Source organism: Aeribacillus sp. FSL K6-8210, assembly GCF_037963925.1.
GTDB lineage: Bacteria > Bacillota > Bacilli > Bacillales > Aeribacillaceae > Aeribacillus > Aeribacillus composti.
The window spans coordinates 716,608-734,379 of sequence record NZ_CP150172.1 but is presented as its reverse complement, the minus strand read 5'-3'; the positions used below and the strand labels follow the sequence as shown (position 1 = coordinate 734,379).

The following is a 17,772-nucleotide window of genomic DNA, read 5'->3' as shown; positions in this document are numbered from 1 at the left end:
TATATTTTTGCAGATTCGCTTTGTCCACTTATACATTAGTTAAAAAATTTATGGGACAGGCGAGACTGACATCTCGCCACACCCATTCTATTTAAAATCGTTATCTTCCGCAACAATGTTTGTATTTTTTGCCGCTTCCGCACGGACATGGCTCGTTGCGGCCAACCTCTTTTGCTTTTCTGACAGGTTTCTTTTTCGTCTGGGCGTCTCCTTCTTTCGGCTGCACGGCTTCGCCGACCGCCACTTCCTGACGTTCCAAATTGTTTTGAATTTCAGCTTTCATTATATATTTTGTAACCTCTTCTTGGATGGACGCAATCATATTTTCAAACATTGTGTAGCCTTCCAATTGATATTCACGAAGCGGATCGGTTTGTCCGTATGCACGTAAATGAATACCTTGGCGAAGATGATCCATTGCATCGATGTGATCCATCCATTTTGTATCAACGGCGCGGAGTACAATGACTCGTTCAAATTCACGCATGTTTTCCTCGCCAAAAGCAGCTTCCTTCTCATCATAACGCTTCTTCGCTTTTTCCCAAATGATATCAATGATTTCATCCGATTCTTTTCCGCGAAGGTCATTTACATTAAAGTCATCTGCTTCATCCAAAATATTGGCTTTTACCCAGTCGACTAATCCTTCAAGGTTCCAGTCTTCCGGAAGCTCTTCTTCAGGCGTAAATGACTGTACAACACGGGTAATCGTTTGTTGAATCATGTCTTCAACATTTTCTCGCAGATTTTCAGATTCAAGCACTTCATCTCTTTGTTTATAAATAATTTCACGCTGCTGACGGAGCACATCATCATATTGAAGAAGCTGCTTCCGCGCATCAAAGTTGTTTCCTTCCACCCGTTTTTGCGCCGATTCCACAGCACGGGTAATCATTTTGCTTTGAATCGGCTGGGAATCGTCCATTCCAAGCCGATCCATCATGCTCATCATACTTTCTGAACCGAATCGGCGCATCAGTTCATCTTCCATTGACAAATAAAACTGCGTAACACCCGGGTCTCCTTGACGTCCAGAACGTCCTCTCAGCTGATTGTCAATTCTTCGGGATTCATGGCGTTCTGTGCCGATGACGGCTAATCCACCCAACTCTTTTACACCTTCGCCGAGCTTTATATCCGTTCCCCGTCCGGCCATATTTGTCGCGATCGTCACAGCATTCTTTTGTCCGGCTTGTTCAATAATTTCTGCTTCCTTTGCATGGTTTTTTGCATTCAACACATTGTGCGGAATTCCCCGCTTCTTAAGCATATTAGAAAGCAATTCAGATGTTTCAACCGCGACTGTACCTACTAGAACAGGCTGACCAATCATGTGCCGCTGAACGATGTCTTCTACAACCGCTTTAAATTTCCCCTCCATTGTACGGTAAACGAGGTCCGGACGATCTTCGCGGATAACCGGCTTGTTTGTCGGGATGGTAATAACCTGCATGTTATAAATGTTGCGAAATTCTTCTTCTTCTGTTTTCGCAGTCCCTGTCATTCCCGCCAGCTTTTCATACATTCGGAAATAGTTTTGGAACGTGATCGTTGCCAACGTCATGCTTTCATTTTGAATTTCAAGGCCTTCTTTCGCTTCGATTGCCTGATGCAAACCGTCGCTGTAACGGCGGCCTTTCATTAACCGTCCGGTAAATTGGTCTACAATGATCACTTGTCCGTCTTCAACGACATAATCAACGTCTTTATGCATGACGACGTGGGCTTTCAGCGCATTGCTGATATGATGGTTTAGTGTGACGTTTTTTAAATCAAACAAATTATCAATATGGAAAGCACGCTCCGCTTTTTCAATCCCTTCTTCTGTAAGTTGAACGGATTTCGTTTTTTCATCATAAGTATAATCTTTATCCTTTTGAAGCGTTCTGACAAAAGCATTTGCCTGAATATACAGTTTGGTGGATTTTTGTGCTTGTCCAGAAATAATAAGCGGAGTTCTTGCTTCATCAATTAAAATGGAGTCTACCTCATCGATTACCGCAAAATGCAGAGGGCGCTGCACTTTTTGTTCCTTGTATAAAACCATATTGTCGCGCAAATAATCAAACCCAAGTTCGTTATTTGTTGAATAGGTGATATCAGCTTCGTAAGCAGCCTTTTTCTCCTCTTTTGACATACCGTTTAAATTTAAACCAACAGTCATGCCGAGAAATTCAAAAATTTTGCCCATTTCTTTTGCGTCCCGGCTTGCCAAATATTCATTGACGGTAACGACGTGAACGCCTTTCCGCGTCAACGCATTTAAGTAAACAGGCATCGTTGAGGTTAATGTTTTCCCTTCACCTGTCTTCATTTCCGCAATATTGCCTTCGTGAAGGGCAATAGCTCCCATAAGCTGTACTTTATATGGATACAGGCCGAGCACTCTGTGAGCGGCTTCTCTTACAACTGCATAGGCTTCCACAAGCAGATCATCGAGTGTTTCTCCCTTTTCAAGCCGTTCCGCAAACTCAGCTGTTTTTGACCTCAATTCCAAATCAGAAAGCTTTCTCATATCAGGACCGAGAGCATTTATTTTTTCAGCTATTTTTTCATAACGAGCTAAAGTGCGTTTATTCGGATCAAACACTTTATTTAAAAGTCCAAGCATCTTTAACGCTCCTTAATTTATTTTATTATTTTAGTTTCTTTTAAATTTTATCACTGCTTTTCCAAGCGTACAACTTTTGCTGTGTGAAAGTCTTTCCATAAACCCGTCCCATTTGTCTACATTTTATTTGCTTGAAGGTAAAAAAAGTACAGCCAAGGTAGGCTGCACTTTTTTATATATAATAAATTTTACTCATTTGGTTCAATTAATCCATAGCGGCCGTCTTTTCTGCGGTAGACAACATTTGTTCTATTTGTATCAGAGTTCGTAAAAACAAAGAAGTTATGGCCGAGCATGTTCATTTGCAAAATAGCTTCCTCAGTATCCATCGGCTTTAAATTGAACCGTTTTGTTCTTACAAGTTCGATATCCTCTTCATTCACATCAGTGTCATCATTCGTTTCCGCATTGATGAAATATTTAGCATCAACTTGTTGTTCACGAAGCTTCCGGTTTACTCTTGTTTTATGCTTGCGGATCTGACGTTCAAGCTTATCAACGACAAGATCAATCGCAGCATACATATCTTCATGATATTCCTCAGCACGCATCACTAAATGCGTCATTGGAATCGTTACTTCAATTTTAGATTCTTTGTCATTATAATATTTTAAATTCACATTTGCATCGGCTTGTACTCCATTATCAAAATAACGTTCAAGTTTAGATAATTTTTTTTGTACATATTCTCTTAATGCTGGAGTTACTTCAATGTTTTCCCCTCTAATGTTGTATTTCATATTGAGCTCCTCCTTTTATTAAGGGATATATATATAGTTCGATATTTCGTTCGTTTTTCCTTTCACAAAATAAAAAAAATCGTGAACATTTTATGAATGCTGATGAGCGGGGAAAACGATTTTCACACTTTCATCCATCGCTACATGATCGTGTCTTTTTGTACATATATTGCTATTTTTTCTTATCATAAAAAATGCCATCAATAGTGGCATTCGCATAAGAGTTCATATATTTTTTTGTCATCTCTTTCTGGGCTTTCATCTTGACGATATCATGTTGTATCTCTTGTTTTATTAGTTTAAGCTGCTCAACAAGAATTTGATTCAATTGGATAATTTTTCTTCCTGCTTCTTTCTCCTTGGGCGTGAAGGGAGGATTCATGCTTTTTGTTAACTCCTCCCGTTTTGCTAGCAAGTCTTCTATTTTTTGTATCACTTGATCACGGTCGCGATGTTGATCTTTAGACCGTTTTGTCAATTCCACTAACTCTTCCGTTATTTCCAACAATTTTTCCACTTCGTCCATTACGCTTGTCCGCCTTCACTATGCCGCTGTTTCCGGTTGATTTGGATTACTTCTTTCCACGTATCTCTGAACTCTGTCACATATCCTTCCACTTCTTCAATAATGGTGACATCGTTTTTAAAATTGGCCTCAACAAGCCGTCGATTCATGTACTCATACAGTGCGTACATATTTTTAGAAATCTCAATATCCATATTTAGCGTGGCCATTAGTTCACAAATGATTCTTTGTGCTTTTTGCAAATTTTCGTTTTTTTGTTGGATAGATTTTTCTTCTATTGCTTTTTTCGCAAGCTTTAAAAATTTTAAACACCCGTTATAAAGCATTAACGTGAGTTCACCCGGTGATGCAGTTTGTACGCTGTTTTCCAAATAAGATTGATAAGGATTGTTCATTGCCATTTAAGACACTCCTCAGATATCATATCCATTAAAAAGTAAATAGTAAAGGCAGACGATTAAGCGCCGCCTCCAAATAATTGCATCAAATATGCTGACTGTTGGTTCGCCCGCTGAATCGCCTGTTCCATTGCCGTAAATTGCCGATAATATCTTGATTCGATTTGTATAAGCCGATCTTGAAAGGCATTGATTCGATTATCCAAATCTTTTAAGTTTTTTCCAATCGTAAACTGGTCATTTGTAGACAAAGACGTTCCCGCTTTGTCTTTGATTTTTGTCATCATACCTTTCAAAGAATCGCGGAGACGGCGGGCAATCCCTTTATCATTGTAAGATTCGCCGTCAGACATAAATAGTTTATAGATCGCTTCTGGATTTTCCTGAATTTTTTCCCGGAGTTTATTTTCATCAATTGTAAGTTTGCCTCGGTCCAAATAATTGGCTGTTGTTGAAATCCCAATATCCGTAAGCTGCTTAAACCCTTTCAAAGCATCTCCGGCGACAGGAGAATATAAATCCAACCGCATTTGATTAAGACCGCTTGTTAAAATCGCATCGCCGCGAAGAAGGCCGCTTTTCGCTTTTTCTTCCCACAGCTCGATTTGCTTTTCCGTCATTTCCTCTTTTTGTTCATCCGTTAGGGGAGGAAAATTCCGGAAGCGCTCTTCTGTTAATTTGCCATTAATCTTTTCAATCACTTCATTATATTTATTAACAAATTTTACAATAGTATCGAGAATTGCATCAACATCTGTTGATGTAGAAATCGTAACAGGACTTGTCGTTACATTTTTAATTGTATATTCAATCCCCGCAATCGTAAATGTATTAGATGTTTGGACAGTTTCGTAGCCGTTGATTTTAACTTTTGCATTTTGACCCGCAGTTTTGGGGATTAGGTTAAACGTTTCAAGTGAAAAACCTAGGCTTTGCAAAAAAACAAATGTTTCATTATCGGCAGCTTTAATCGTTCCGCCTTCACCTGTTTTATTATTCGTTAAAACGAGCCTTTCCTCACCAGATGAATCCTTTAATTTCATCCCCGTAACGCCTAGATTTGAGCTGTTGATTTTGTAGATAACATCATCAAGCGTATCATTTTCACCAATATTAATCGTCACTTCTCTCGTTTCTGTTGAACCTGGATCGGTCACTTCAAATTTTAGCGTTCTTGCACCAGATGTAAAATTATTTAACGTTGCTGCACTATATGTGGCAGCCTTAGCCAATTGTTGGACTTCAATCGCTGTTGACGTATTAGCTGAAGCGTTGATTGCCTTTGCCACAACAGCTGACTCATCAGAGCTCGTCACTTTTTTTTGCCGGAAATTCGACAGTCTGTATACGCCGTCAAAAATCAATCTGTCCAATTCGTCCAACAGCTTGTTGATTTCCCTGTAGCTGTCGCGCTGCCATTCAAAAATTTGCTTTTGTTGGACCATTTTATCGAGCGGAATTCTTTCCGCCTTCATTAAATCTTTTACGAGAGCGTCAATGTCCATTCCGCTTGCCAAACCGACAATTCGCATTGTTTCCACCCCTAGTTAAATTTTCCGATCCACGATTAATCCCATCAGCTCTGCCATTGCCGCATATATATCAAGCATTTTTTTCGGAGGAATTTCCCTGATGACTTCGTTCGTCTCTACATTGACAACTTGTACAAAATATTCTTTCAGTTCTTCATGAAGTACAAATTGAATCGATGTTTTAATCGGCTTCAAAAAATTGTTCAAATCCTCAATTGCTTCCTCCAGCGTAACTTTAGCTTTTTTTTCTTCTTCTTGGACAGGCTGCTGGTTTTCAGGCATTGACAATTTTTCCTCTTTTCCTTGCATATCCTGCAAAAAAGCATTATTATTAACACCGGTTATCTTTTGTATTCCCATATTCCTTCTCCTCCGAGGAATTCTTGCTATTTTATTTATCGGTAAAAAATTGCCTTGTTTTAGCATCTTTTGACAAAACATTCATAACTTTATTGAAATGATTTCTTAATTTTTAAAATATTGAGTTTATGAAATCGGTAAGCTGAAGGGCTGCTTAAAATCCACACAACCATTTTTTATTCTTCTAAAAGCTTAGGTCGTTTAAGATGGGTAAGCCTTCCAATTTACTAGTAGAGTAGAACTGTTTTCAAAGGGACAGCCTATGCTGTCTCTTTTGCTCTCAGCTTCCCCTCATCAAACCGTACGTGAGGTTTTCCCTCATACGGCTTTCCGACGTTCTTCCTTTGGCTTTCGTTCTTGTCTAACTTGCTAATTTCACTAATAAGCCTTGTGTTAATTTTATAACTTCTTTCATTCTCGCATGTTTCTTCCTTTGGTTCTTCTTCTTATTCCAGTACAGAGTAAGTCTTTCTAATACATACCAGTCCACTTTATTTAGCCACTTCTTGGCGATGGACGAAATACTGTAGTAATTCTTAAATCCTTGTAAAATTCGATTGAGCCCTTTCACCAGTTCTTTGATGTCCATAAATAGCTTGTTCCTTGGACTCGTATATTCCTTAAATTCATTTTCATTTTCTTCATGGCTTTCTTACTTGGAAATGTGAGACATGACATAAACTTTCGAGCCACCCTTGTTCATCACAGGAAATTTCCGATGGTGTAGATCTAGAAAGTCAAATCCGTTTGTGTCGTCCCATAGGCTGACCAGTTTGGATTTCTCTGTGTTGATTTCAAGGTCGAGTTTCTTCATGATGGCTTTTAGTACTTGAATGCTCTCCAGCGCCTCGTTTTTCGTGCGGCACATGATCACGAAATCATCTGCGTATCGCACCAGTTCTCCTAAGTGTAGGAACTTCTTCTTTCATATCGTGTCCATATAATGCAGGTAGCTGTTCGCTAAAAGAGGCGAAATGACTCCGCCCTGCGGGGTACCCTTTTCGGTGTTATGAAACTGTCCATCTTCCATTACACCTTAGCTGGGCGCGCTAAAAAACAAAACCCCTTTTTCAACAATAGCTTTGTGAAAAAGGGGTTTTGAAAACCTCGTCAAAAGGTTCAGTTTTAATTTGGACCGTCAACTGCTCCATTATGCTTGCTAAGTTTAAACGAATACAGGTTGAAATTCATCGGTCACTTGTTGGAATCCATTATTTTCTTCATAAGCTTCTTCACGTTCCACATCAAATCTTTCCATAATCGGCAAATCATTCGCAGAGAACAGGTAAGAATCTTTTTCGGCAACATGCTCATGCCACGCCCAATTCGGAACAACGAAGAAATCGCCGCTTTCCCAATCAAAGCGCACACCGTTGATAATACTGTACCCAGATCCCTTATAGACATGGTAAATAGTTGAGTGCGTATGACGGTGAGCTTTTGAATGAAACCCTTTTGGAAGCAATTGCATCCAAGCGGAAATCGTCGGATTGGCTTGTTTGCCTGTTGAAGGATTGATATATTCAACCGCATATCCATCGTACGGATCTGGATCAAAGCGTTTTAAACCTTGAATAGCTGCTTCAGTCTGCTTCCATTTATAAGACCCTAACGGAGCGATTTTTGGTTCACGGTCAGAAATTGGACGAACCATGCCACCTTCATATCTTTGCGATGAGTAATTATCAGGAACTTTCGGTTGTTCAATTCCGTCTGGATAAGGATCAAAGAACGTGCCGCCAATCGAATAGATAGTTGGAATATCAAGACAGTCCATCCAAATCATCGGCTCATCACCCGGATGTCCATGACCATGCCAAAGCCCTTTCGGAGTAATGAGATAATCGCCTTCCTCCATAAAAATCCGCTCGCCTTGCACAATTGTATAAGCGCCTTTTCCTTGACTGATAAAGCGCAGCGCACTTTGCGAATGGCGATGCGAAGGCGCTACTTCACCGGGAAGAATTAATTGTACGGCAGCATAAAGCGTTTGTGTTGTTGATGCCCATCCCCAAGGCTTTCGATAAGTCAATCCAGGATTTTGAAAATAAATCGCCCGTCTTTCTCCGCCGCGCTCAGGAGTAAAAATTTCAGTTGCTTCCATCAATTTTTTATAAAGGGTTTTCCATTTCCAAAGATACGCTTCAGCTTGCGGAGTTGGCTGGCGATGCATTAAATCTGGAATAGCATCCCAAAGCGGTCCTAGATGGTATTGCTCAATATCTTTTGTGAAATCTCGGACAATTTTACTTTTAAAAAACTCATTTTTTTCCGCCATGATGAACTAACCTCCTCTATTCTTTTAAAGTTTTGATAAATTACGTTGAATTTGGCTATAATGCTTGCTTGCATGTTCGACAAGCAGGTGGTCGACAATAAAAGACATCGGTTTTGTTCCGAAACGAGGATTGCGGCTCGGAGCCTCTGATTTTAAATCTTCTTCTGACAGCTTGCTCAACACTTTTTCCACTTGATCTTTTACGTTTTCAAGCTTGTTTAGCACGTCTGAAACTTCACGTTTTTCTGTATTAGCAACAGCAGCAAGCCTGTTTTCATCCGTAAGTCCTCTTCCCCATTCTGCACCCGGCGACTCAAGCAGCCGCTCAATTTCGTTTAACCAGTATGGAATCGCTTCTTCAACATGGCAAAGAATTTGCATGATGGACCATTCTTCTTCTGATGGATTCCAACGAATGGTCTCTTCTGAAAGACTTTTTGTAGTTTCAATCATTTGGTCAATGGATTGTTTTATGCTTTCAATCGCTTCGTTCATATTAGTCATTCGCTGATCTCCCCCGTCACTTTTTTCACTTTATTTTCTAATGCACCGATGCCGTCTATCTCGATGCGGACAACATCTCCATCTTTTAAAAATACTTTAGGGTCTCTCGCTACACCAACACCTCCTGGAGTTCCTGTCAAAATGACATCTCCCGGCTCAAGGGTCATAAGTCCAGATAGAAATTCAACCAAGTACTGTACGGAAAAGACAAGATTTTTCGTGTTAGAACGCTGACGTTCTTCACCGTTAACCGTTAAGACTACTTCCAGCCCAGAAGGATCTGACAGCTCATCGGTTGTTACTAACCACGGTCCCATCGGAGCGCTTCCATCCACTGTCTTGCCTTGAAGCCATTGCAGCGTACGGCGTTGAAGATCCCGGTAAGTCACATCATTCACAATTGTATAGCCTGCAACATAATCCAATGCTTCTGCTTGGGAAACATTGCGCGCCCGTTTTCCAATCACAAAAGCAAACTCAGCTTCATAATCCAGCTGATCGGAAATTGGATAATGAGGAATGTCATCCTCCGGTCCGATGACAGTATTCGCGAATTTCGCAAAAACTACAGGATATGGAGGAATCTCTCTTCCCATTTCCAAAATATGCTCCCTGTAGTTATGGCCTACGCAAATCATTTTCCCCGGCGATGGCACTGGTGCTTCCACTTTTACATCTTCTTTGGAAAACACAAGCTGCTTTCCTTTATATTTTTCATGTTTTAAAGCAAATGCAACTGCTTCTTTTGCATAGTCCAAGCTTTCCTTTCCGCCTTGTAAAAATCCGTTCATATCTGCCGGCACATACGCCTCAGCAATTTGTTTGAAGCGCAATTTCCCTTCCGATTCCAGCTTTTTTTCAAATGCGGCATGCAGATCAATCACTTTTCCATCCTCAATTGCACCGATGCGTGTGACGCCTTGTTCTGTAAACGTGATCAGTTTCACTATTGAAACCCCTTTCATTGATTATGGTCTTGTTACCATCTTAATATTGAAAAAAATCTAAAAATACATTATTTTTCTTATATACAGAACAAAAATGGATTTCCTCATCAATCAAAAAATTTTTTACAGGTGATATGGATGACTTCTCAAAATAAAAAAAGAATTTCTTCTGTTGAAAACGCTTTAAAAATTTTAAAAAGCTTTTCAATGGACGAACCGGAACTGGGTGTGTCAGAAATAGCCGAAAAGCTAAATATCGGAAAAAGCACTGCCCACAGACTTTTAACAAGCTTAGCCAGCGAAGGATTTGTATACAAAGATATAAACACAAATCATTACAGTTTAGGTGCTTCGATCTTGACATTAACAAGCATCGTTAGCTCCCAATTGAAAATTTTAAATGAGGCGACGCCGGTTCTAAATGTTTTAACAGAGGAGACAGGCGAAAATTCGCACATTTCCATATTAGAAGGCACCGAAATTATTTATTTGCAAAAAATTGAATGCACGTATCCTTCAAAAAAAGAATATACCCATATCGGCAGAAGGAATCCTGTCTACTGCACAAGTCCCGGTCAAGCCATTTTAGCCTTTGAAGACGAAGAAGTAATCGAGAAAATTTGCTCGCAGCCCTTCAAAAAATACGGTCCGAACACGATCACTTCACCCGAGCAATTAAAAGAAAAACTTTTGAAAATAAAAAAAGAAGGCTACGCCGTTTGCAATCAAGAGTTCCAAAAAGGGATCATCGGAATCGGTGCGCCCATTTTTAATGAACATAACAAAGTGGTTGCAGCAGTGAACATTACCGGCTCTACGAAGCGAATCAATTCCATTAACATCAAGCAGCTTATAAAAAAAGTGGTGAATGCGGGAGAAAGAATTTCTGAATTAATAAAACAGAGAAAAACGAAGCAATTGTTCGGAAATGACGACTAGACTGGAGGACTAACATGAGCGAAAAATATTTGCTGTCATCTGTGAAGAACGCAATGAAAATTCTGCGTCTTTTTACACATAAACAAAAAGAGCTAGGGATTACCGAAATATCAAAAAAATTAAATATTTCCAAAAGCAGCGCCCATCGCCTTGTTTCATTGCTTGTAAAGGAAGGATTTTTATCAAAAAATCCCCGGACAAACAAGTATCGATTAGGCCTTTCGATTCTAACATTAGGAGGCGTGATTTTCAGCAATCATGAGTTATACAAAGAAGCGCTGCCTATTGTAAAAAAGCTTGTTCACACATTAAATGAATCCGCCCATATTTGTCTTTTGGAAGAGGATCAAGTAGTGTATTTGTTCCGAATTGAAAGCAGCCAGCCCGATCGGCTGTTAACATATATAGGGCGGAAAAATCCGATTCATTGCACAAGTGAAGGGTTATGCATTCTGGCTTATCAAAACAAACGAACAATTGAAAAAGTTTTGTCGAAAAAATTATATGCATACACTCCCTATACGATCACCGATCCAGACATTTTAAAAAATGAGTTAAAAAAAATTAAAAAACAAGGATTTGCCATATCAAAAGACCAATTTTATGTCGGGTATGTCGGGATCGCAGCACCAATTCGCGATTATTCCGGCAAAGTGGTGTCTTCACTGTCCATGATTGGCTCAACTGCCAGAATGACAGATGATCGGTTTCCAGTCTTTATTGAACATATTACGCAAGCAGCTAAAAGCATATCAGAGCATTTAGGGTATATCGACGGAAAATGAGTACATTTTTTAAAATTTTGAATTTTTTGTTTTGTATAAAAGAACTAGAATATTCCTTTTTCTTTCTTTTCTGACTATGATAAGAAACTAGCTACAAGTCTAAAAGGGAGGAATATTCATGGTTCATACAGTACAAACACAAGAAAATGAACTTAGGTCGCTGCAATTGCAAAAACTGAATCGATTGTTACATTTTGTTTTGAATCATAATGAATTTTATAAAGAAAAACTTGCCGGTTTAAAGCTTCCGCTGCAATCTTTGGAAGAAATGAAAAAGCTTCCTTTCACAATGAAAAAGGAATTGGTCGACGATCAAAACAATCATCCTCCATACGGCAAAAACCATTCATACCCTTTAGAGGAATATGTAAGATACCATCAAACTTCCGGCACTTCAGGGAAACCGCTGAAAATTTTAGATACAAAAAAAAGCTTTGAATGGTGGGAAACATGCTGGCTGGAAGTTTATCGCTCCAGCGGAGTTACGAAAAAAGACAGAGTATTTTTCGCCTTTTCGTTCGGTCCTTTTATTGGATTTTGGGCTGCATTTGAAGGAGCAAAACGATTAGGTGCCCTTTCGATTTCATCCGGCAGCCAAACTTCGATTGAGCGATTGAGAAGCATGATAGAAAACAGAGCAACAGTACTAGTCTGTACTCCAAGCTACGCTTTACATCTGGCGGAAGTAGCGGAAGAAAACGACATTGATATAAAAAATGGCCCTGTCCAAAAAATCATTACGGCTGGTGAACCTGGAGCCTCTGTCCCTTCTACACGAAAGCAAATTGAAAGTTTGTGGGGAGCCGTTTTATATGACCAAGTAGGCATGACAGAGATGGGAGCATACGGTTATTCTTGTTCAGAACAAAAAGGGATTCATGTCAATGAATCGGAGTTTATCGTAGAAGTGATCAATCCTAACACGTTGGAGCCGGTGGAAGTTGGTGAAAAAGGAGAATTAGTATTAACCAATTTAGGAAGAGAAAGCTATCCGGTTATTCGCTATCGGACAGGCGATATCGTGATCCGGTCTGATCAGCAATGTGAATGCGGCAATTCCTATCAATTTTTCCCTGGAGGAATTCTCGGCCGCGCAGACGATATGGTCATAATACGGGGCATTAACATTTACCCGTCTTCCATCGAATCCATTATTCGAGAATTCAAAGAAGTGAAAGAATTTCGCATCGTGTACTACACAGAAAATGAGATGGATCAAATCAAAGTGGAAATTGAATCCGATTCTGAACAAATCGTCCCTATCCTCGCAACAAAATTAAGAGAACGAGTCGGTTTAAGAATTCAAGTTGAAAAAGTTCCAGACAACGAGCTGCCTCGCTTTACAATGAAAGCGAGAAGGGTTGTGGACAATCGAAAAAAAAGATAAACACATATATATTTTTGAAAACGTTTTCCGCATAACTAGAAAAGGATGAAGATTTTCTTATCTCCAAAAAATAAAGCAGCCTTGCTTCATCTGTAAGAAGACAAGGCTGCTATTTTGCATAATTTTATTCTTCAAACTTAAAAACGGCTTTTTTCTGACAAAACTTGCATTTCTTTTTCGTGTAATGACTTAATATAATGACATGCGGTGCATCTAACAGCTTCAGCGATTCCTTTACATGCTTTTCGCACGAAAATATGGCTGCCGCACACATATGGAACCCCTACATGATATAAAATGTTTGGTTGTTTGAACCTAATGGAATATGTCCCATTTCTAAAATATCAACTAAATAGGCAAATGGATTTTCTCCCCATCCGTTTATATTTGCAGCCAATTCCCATGCGCATGCCAACACGCTGATGTACATGGCATGGCCAACTAAAAATCGAATGAATGATTCATCTGAAAATGTTTTGAAGGCACCTTTATAGACTTCATGAAATACAGCTTCCGGCAAGTGATAGACGATTTCGTTCAAAATTTCCTCTTGTCCGGATTGATCAATTTTCTCTTTCAGCCTGTCAGGCAGCACCTTCAATGCTTCCCATAAAGAGCTGTTAGTTAACCGAATGGTATCGTATATATTTCCAATTTCATCTTTTGAAATCCACTTAATTTCGCAATTTTCTATATTCAGTGATTGCAAAAATTTTTCTGCTTTATTCTGGACGTCATCATGAATTGTTCCGACATGCTGGTACCAGTTAATGTTTAGCAGACGATCCGCCATTTGATTGACTCGTTCATGCTTGAAATCATATGAAGCATGGTTCTCAATGAGCGTAATTGACATGTTTTCCACCCCTTTATATAAAATCAAAAGCGATTAATATTTTGTTGTTAATTCAGGCGGACCAAATTTTGGGCCATAAGGACCTTCATCAAGCCATCTTCCTAATTTCGGCACAATGGCTGTTAAAGATGCTGCAATTTCCCTTTTTAAATTCATTTCTGGAGAATTTCCTTGCAGGTGATGCAATGCAGTCGAAGAGCTGTTGCGATTCCACAAGCCTGCAATTCTCCGTTCATTTGCCGCTTTTTCAATCGCTTCGCGTCTTTTCTCTTCGCTTGAAGCATCAAGAGCCTTTTCAATTCCTTTAACAGCAATTAAAGCATCAGGAACCCCCGAATTCAGCCCTCTAGCACCAAATGGTGCAAATAAGTGGGCAGCTTCTCCTGCCAACAGAACTCTTCGTTTTTCGTCTGTATATGAATTGGCGACAACTTGATGAAATCTGTATGATGATACCCACGTAATCCGTTCTGCATATTTAGGATCCATAACTTTCGGAAGCCATTTTTTTACTCCTTCCACTTCCGAATATTCATCTGGATTATCGTCTTCCAGCAGTTGAAGGTCGATTCTCCACCCGCCTTTGAACGGTACAAACATCACATTCCGCCCGCCCATTGCCGGATGCTGATAGTGGAAAACCCTTTCAAGCGGCAGCGGATCGTTTTCATCTTCTTCAACATCAACGACAAGAAATGTATCTTTTGTTCTTGGCCCTTCAAATTTTAATCCTGCTGTTTCACGGACGACAGAACGAGCGCCGTCACAACCAATCACATATTCCGCTTCCCAAACATCCCCTTTTTCTGTCACCACTTTAATGCCGTCTTCTTCTGAAATCACTTCTTTCACAGGGGTATCCCATACAAATTCAACGCCGGCTTTTTCACAATAATCATATATAATCGATTCAATATGATTTTGATGTAATGACGTAAATGGCGGAAGCTTTGTCGGATCACTAGTATCCGTCACACCGTAATTTCTTACGTACACTTCTTTCCCTTTATAAATCGTGCGTTTTATCGGCCAGACAACACCATTTCTCGCAATTTCAAAACCAAGTCCTTCATCAATGCTTTCAAGCAGCTTCAACGTTGCGTTATGAATATAAATTGCTCGGCTTCCAGGTCTTGGCCGCCCTTTCGGCTCTGCTTCAATCACGACAGAAGAAATTCCTCTTTTTTTAAGTGCCAATCCTGCTACAAGGCCAACTGGACCGGCGCCTACAACGACAACTGTACGCTTGTTGCTCATGACATATCTCTCCTTTACATAAATGAAATGGATGGATTGATTGATTGATGGAAACGCTTACTATGATTCTATTATAATGGCATTTTTTCTTTATTCGTCACTCATTTGTTCCTCTATGCGGGACAAATAAAATACCTTTGCTATTTTTTTAAATTGAATGCCCCTCGCGTCTGCAAGGTGCCAGATTTTCTTTGCGGGAGCTCGATAAGGTATATGTTGAGTTTGGGATTGCGGCATCAGCTCATACATGCTGAAAGGGGCTGTCCGATGAATTTCTAAAATGAAGGATTTGGGAGAAATACTACCGTGAAGGACAAAATAATCGAATAAAATTTGCAAATGTCCTTCATATAGGTAATGAAGTTCAACAAGAAGCAATTGTATGTGCTGAATGTCCGTCATAAAACGTTTGGAGAACGTAATTAAAAAAGAGAGCATAAGAAAAGTCCTTCATAAGACATCTGAAGGATATAAACAAGATAGAAAAAATGGTCTGTCCGATAAGTCCCTAAAATAAAGGGGCTCCAAAAAGTCAGTTAACCCTGACTTTTTGGACAGCCCCTTCAAACAAAAATCGAAATATATTAAGGGGGCTGTCAAATAAGTCGTTTTTTCGGCTTATGACGCCCCCTTAAATGTTTTAGAAACGTTATATATGATCTTATGATTTTTGTTTTCAATGGAGAATTGACTTCCTGAACAGCCCTACTTGAATTATTTTTGGAACTTATCGGACTTCCACGTAAGAAAAAATCGATTATAGCTTGTGAATGCCTGAATAATTTCCGGCAGATATAACGGCAGATGCTATCAATCGTTTATCATGAACAAAATCATTGTTGCTTGATTGAATCGTTTTAAATAATTTTTCTTTTTGCTGCTTTATTTGTTCATCGTGTAACACACTGAACTTGAACATTTCCGACACAATTTTACTAGATGCCTCATATGCGAAAATTTTTGCCAATAGTTTCTTTTCTTTTATTTTTTTCTGAGCTTTATTTGCAAGTAATTTTTCCACTCGAAATAAATTGCTTTCAATTGCATAAATCGAAATAGCCAAATTTGCCAACCATGCTAAAATTTCTTGTTCTTCCTTATAATTTTCAGATGACTGTAAAATCATTTCCATCGCTTGTCCCGCGAGCCTTCTCAAGTTGGACAGCAGCTCCCACTCCTGCGCCATTTCTTCAGATGGACCTTCATCCAGCTTTCTGAAATCCGTCCATTCCGCTTTTGATTGCAGCAGTGTTTGGGCAATAATCATCCGGTTAATCTCGTTTGTTCCTTCAAATATTCTGTTAATCCTTGAATCGCGGTAAAGGTGCTCCACTTCATATTCGGAAATATAACCGTATCCGCCATGCATTTGCAGCGCTTCATCCACAATGATATCCAGCGCTTCGGAGGCAAACACCTTGTTGATCGAAGCTTCCACTGCAAATTGCTTTAAAATATCTCTATACGGAATATTATTTTCTTTACAGTACTGATATCCCCGATCCAACTCGCCGGCAGAACGATATACCATGCTTTCAATCGTAAATATTTTTGCAGCTATGTCGGCTATTTTTTCTTGAATTAACGGAAATTGCGACAGCAGCCGATTAAATTGTTTCCGCTCTGTTACATGCTGAACGGCGAGCTCCAATGCTCTTTTTGCCATGCCGAGGCTTGCCGCTGATATTTTATGGCGGCCGTTATTCAAAATGTTAAACGCAATCAAATGTCCCCTGCCAATTTCCCCTAATACATTTTCAACCGGAACTTTTACATCCTCCAAAATGACCGGTGTTGTTGAAGAGCCTTTTAAACCCATTTTCTTTTCTTCCGGTCCTATTGTAATCCCTTCACTGTTTTTATCGACAATAAAGGCGGTGAACTTCTCACCGTCCACTTTCGCGTACAAAATAAAGAAATCTGCAAAAGATGCATTAGTAATAAATTGTTTTTCGCCATTAATTAAATAGTATTTGCCGTCATCAGACAATCGTGCTGACGTTTTGATACTTAAGGCATCCGTTCCTGCCGACGGTTCTGTCAATGCATACGCACCAATTTTTTCGCCGCTAACTACGTAAGGCAAATATTTTTCCTTTTGTTCGTCTGTTCCATAATACACAATCGGAAGGGAGCCAATTCCAATTTGCCCTCCAAATGTTGTTGAAAAAGATCTCGTCTTTCCAATTTCCTCCATGATGATAACCGAGCTGATTTTGTCTAAATCAAGCCCTCCGTATTCTTCAGGCACATCTGATCCTAATAGACCTAATTCTCCTGCTTTTCTTAAGAGCTCAATCGATTGATCAAATTGTTGTTTTTCTATTTCCGGCAAAACAGGCAAAACTTCTTGTTCCACATAGGCTGATGCAGTGCTAGCTATCATGCGATGTTCTTCAGTAAAATTCTCCGGTGTAAATATATCATCTAAAGAAATCACTTTTTTCAAAAAAGGGTTGCTTGAAAATTGTTCCATTTTATAACACCTCTGTTTTTTACCATTCATTTTCTCCCAAAGCTGCTTCACCTGTTATTAGAGCAAAAACAAGAAAAGTGCATTTGCACCAATAAGCTGAAAACAGTCCCCATAACCACCGGCATCTGTATAAGCTTGCTGAATGGAAGCGCAAAACATAATGGCATCACATACAT

The 17,772-nt window shown here is 39.5% G+C and carries 18 protein-coding genes; 3 read left to right on the top strand and 15 right to left on the bottom strand.

Going from position 1 to position 17,772, the window contains the following annotated elements; translation table 11 throughout:
- Positions 1 to 100: 100 nt before the first annotated feature.
- The 11 genes from secA to NSQ41_RS03555 form a co-directional block, all read right to left on the bottom strand.
- Entirely contained in the window at positions 101 to 2,611 is a 2,511-nt protein-coding gene (gene secA / locus NSQ41_RS03605) for a preprotein translocase subunit SecA (RefSeq protein ID WP_063389200.1), read from the bottom strand.
- A gap of 188 nt (positions 2,612 to 2,799) precedes the next feature.
- Positions 2,800 to 3,351, bottom strand: coding sequence for a ribosome-associated translation inhibitor RaiA (raiA, locus tag NSQ41_RS03600; protein ID WP_063389201.1), 552 nt, complete (start codon positions 3,349 to 3,351; stop codon positions 2,800 to 2,802).
- Positions 3,352 to 3,523: 172 nt separating this feature from the next.
- Positions 3,524 to 3,877: a hypothetical protein gene (locus NSQ41_RS03595; RefSeq protein WP_066249842.1), complete on the bottom strand. Its 354-nt coding sequence runs from the start codon at positions 3,875 to 3,877 to the stop codon at positions 3,524 to 3,526.
- Positions 3,877 to 4,278, bottom strand: coding sequence for a flagellar export chaperone FliS (gene fliS, locus NSQ41_RS03590; RefSeq protein ID WP_063389203.1), 402 nt, complete (start codon positions 4,276 to 4,278; stop codon positions 3,877 to 3,879). Before fliS ends, NSQ41_RS03595 begins: the two co-directional genes overlap by 1 nt.
- A gap of 56 nt (positions 4,279 to 4,334) precedes the next feature.
- Positions 4,335 to 5,807, bottom strand: a complete 1,473-nt coding sequence (locus tag NSQ41_RS03585) for a flagellar hook-associated protein 2 (RefSeq protein WP_339211019.1) — start codon at positions 5,805 to 5,807, stop codon at positions 4,335 to 4,337.
- 15 nt (positions 5,808 to 5,822) lie between these two features.
- On the bottom strand, positions 5,823 to 6,167 hold the full coding sequence (gene flaG, locus NSQ41_RS03580; RefSeq protein ID WP_063389205.1) for a flagellar protein FlaG: 345 nt from the start codon (positions 6,165 to 6,167) through the stop codon (positions 5,823 to 5,825).
- A gap of 361 nt (positions 6,168 to 6,528) precedes the next feature.
- Positions 6,529 to 6,756 (bottom strand): group II intron maturase-specific domain-containing protein, encoded by a 228-nt coding sequence (locus NSQ41_RS03575; protein ID WP_066249848.1) that lies wholly within the window; start codon positions 6,754 to 6,756, stop codon positions 6,529 to 6,531.
- A 63-nt stretch (positions 6,757 to 6,819) separates the two neighbouring features.
- On the bottom strand, positions 6,820 to 7,062 hold the full coding sequence (locus NSQ41_RS03570; protein WP_066249849.1) for a reverse transcriptase domain-containing protein: 243 nt from the start codon (positions 7,060 to 7,062) through the stop codon (positions 6,820 to 6,822).
- A 270-nt stretch (positions 7,063 to 7,332) separates the two neighbouring features.
- Positions 7,333 to 8,445, bottom strand: a complete 1,113-nt coding sequence (locus tag NSQ41_RS03565; RefSeq protein ID WP_063389206.1) for a cupin domain-containing protein — start codon at positions 8,443 to 8,445, stop codon at positions 7,333 to 7,335.
- Positions 8,446 to 8,469: 24 nt separating this feature from the next.
- A complete protein-coding gene (locus tag NSQ41_RS03560) occupies positions 8,470 to 8,949 on the bottom strand; it encodes a DinB family protein (protein ID WP_066248864.1) in 480 nt (159 codons plus the stop codon).
- Positions 8,946 to 9,896 carry a fumarylacetoacetate hydrolase family protein gene (locus NSQ41_RS03555; RefSeq protein ID WP_339211017.1) on the bottom strand — a complete coding sequence of 317 codons (951 nt, stop codon included), beginning with the start codon at positions 9,894 to 9,896 and terminating at the stop codon, positions 8,946 to 8,948. Before NSQ41_RS03555 ends, NSQ41_RS03560 begins: the two co-directional genes overlap by 4 nt.
- A gap of 138 nt (positions 9,897 to 10,034) precedes the next feature.
- On the opposite strand from NSQ41_RS03555, the gene NSQ41_RS03550 reads away from it, so the two are divergent.
- From NSQ41_RS03550 to NSQ41_RS03540, 3 genes are all read left to right on the top strand, one after another.
- Complete coding sequence (locus NSQ41_RS03550; protein WP_066248859.1) at positions 10,035 to 10,835, top strand: IclR family transcriptional regulator; 801 nt, start codon at positions 10,035 to 10,037, stop codon at positions 10,833 to 10,835.
- A 14-nt stretch (positions 10,836 to 10,849) separates the two neighbouring features.
- Positions 10,850 to 11,620: an IclR family transcriptional regulator gene (locus NSQ41_RS03545; protein WP_063389210.1), complete on the top strand. Its 771-nt coding sequence runs from the start codon at positions 10,850 to 10,852 to the stop codon at positions 11,618 to 11,620.
- A gap of 118 nt (positions 11,621 to 11,738) precedes the next feature.
- On the top strand, positions 11,739 to 13,007 hold the full coding sequence (locus tag NSQ41_RS03540; RefSeq protein ID WP_311066887.1) for an AMP-binding protein: 1,269 nt from the start codon (positions 11,739 to 11,741) through the stop codon (positions 13,005 to 13,007).
- A gap of 283 nt (positions 13,008 to 13,290) precedes the next feature.
- On the opposite strand, the gene NSQ41_RS03535 is transcribed toward NSQ41_RS03540, so the two are convergent.
- From NSQ41_RS03535 to NSQ41_RS03520, 4 genes are all read right to left on the bottom strand, one after another.
- Positions 13,291 to 13,863, bottom strand: coding sequence for a hypothetical protein (locus tag NSQ41_RS03535; protein WP_339211016.1), 573 nt, complete (start codon positions 13,861 to 13,863; stop codon positions 13,291 to 13,293).
- Between the two features lie 33 nt (positions 13,864 to 13,896).
- A complete protein-coding gene (locus NSQ41_RS03530) occupies positions 13,897 to 15,120 on the bottom strand; it encodes an NAD(P)/FAD-dependent oxidoreductase (RefSeq protein ID WP_066248852.1) in 1,224 nt (407 codons plus the stop codon).
- Positions 15,121 to 15,210: 90 nt separating this feature from the next.
- Positions 15,211 to 15,558 carry a hypothetical protein gene (locus NSQ41_RS03525; protein WP_094245181.1) on the bottom strand — a complete coding sequence of 116 codons (348 nt, stop codon included), beginning with the start codon at positions 15,556 to 15,558 and terminating at the stop codon, positions 15,211 to 15,213.
- Between the two features lie 319 nt (positions 15,559 to 15,877).
- Positions 15,878 to 17,596, bottom strand: a complete 1,719-nt coding sequence (locus NSQ41_RS03520) for an acyl-CoA dehydrogenase family protein (protein WP_327873236.1) — start codon at positions 17,594 to 17,596, stop codon at positions 15,878 to 15,880.
- Positions 17,597 to 17,772 lie beyond the last annotated feature (176 nt).